The 434-nt window shown below is 62.0% G+C and carries 1 protein-coding gene; it reads right to left on the bottom strand.

Annotated features, from left to right (window positions below):
* A partial coding sequence (locus tag EOA86_RS38145) for a hypothetical protein (protein WP_128345905.1) occupies positions 1-418 on the bottom strand: 418 nt, incomplete at its 3' end.
* Positions 419-434 lie beyond the last annotated feature (16 nt).

The raw sequence follows: 434 nt of genomic DNA, 5'->3' as shown, positions 1-434 counted from the left end.
GACAGGTCTTGGAATGATACCAGCCGACGAAATCGACGGCATCGGCAAAGCTGGTGCGGCGCGCCGCCCAGCTGCCGGTCTCGCTTTGATACTGCGCCCAGGTGCCGTCGAGCGCCTGCGAGAAGCCGGTGGCGCTGGAGACACGTTTCCAGGGAATGAAGCCGAGAAGCTTGGTGCGCGGCGGCCTGGCGTTGCTCTTGAAACCGGATTCCTTCCGCACCGTCGCCATCAGCACGGGAACCGGCACGCCGTGCTTCTGTTCGGCGCGTTCGGCCGCCGCCTGCCAGTTGTCGAACCAACCGTCAGTCTGGTCGAACACGGCGCAGACATCGTTGATATGGCGTGGCGGCGTCGCGCAGGCCGACAGCGCCAGCAACACGGTAACAGCTATAATTTTACTAAAACTCGACTTACCCATTGGAACAGGATTAGGC

The sequence above is a fragment of the Mesorhizobium sp. M5C.F.Ca.IN.020.32.2.1 genome (assembly GCF_004023105.1).
In the GTDB taxonomy this organism is placed as follows: domain Bacteria; phylum Pseudomonadota; class Alphaproteobacteria; order Rhizobiales; family Rhizobiaceae; genus Mesorhizobium; species Mesorhizobium wenxiniae.
Note: the sequence above shows the minus strand (reverse complement) of the source record. Positions and strands in the feature narration are given on the sequence as shown.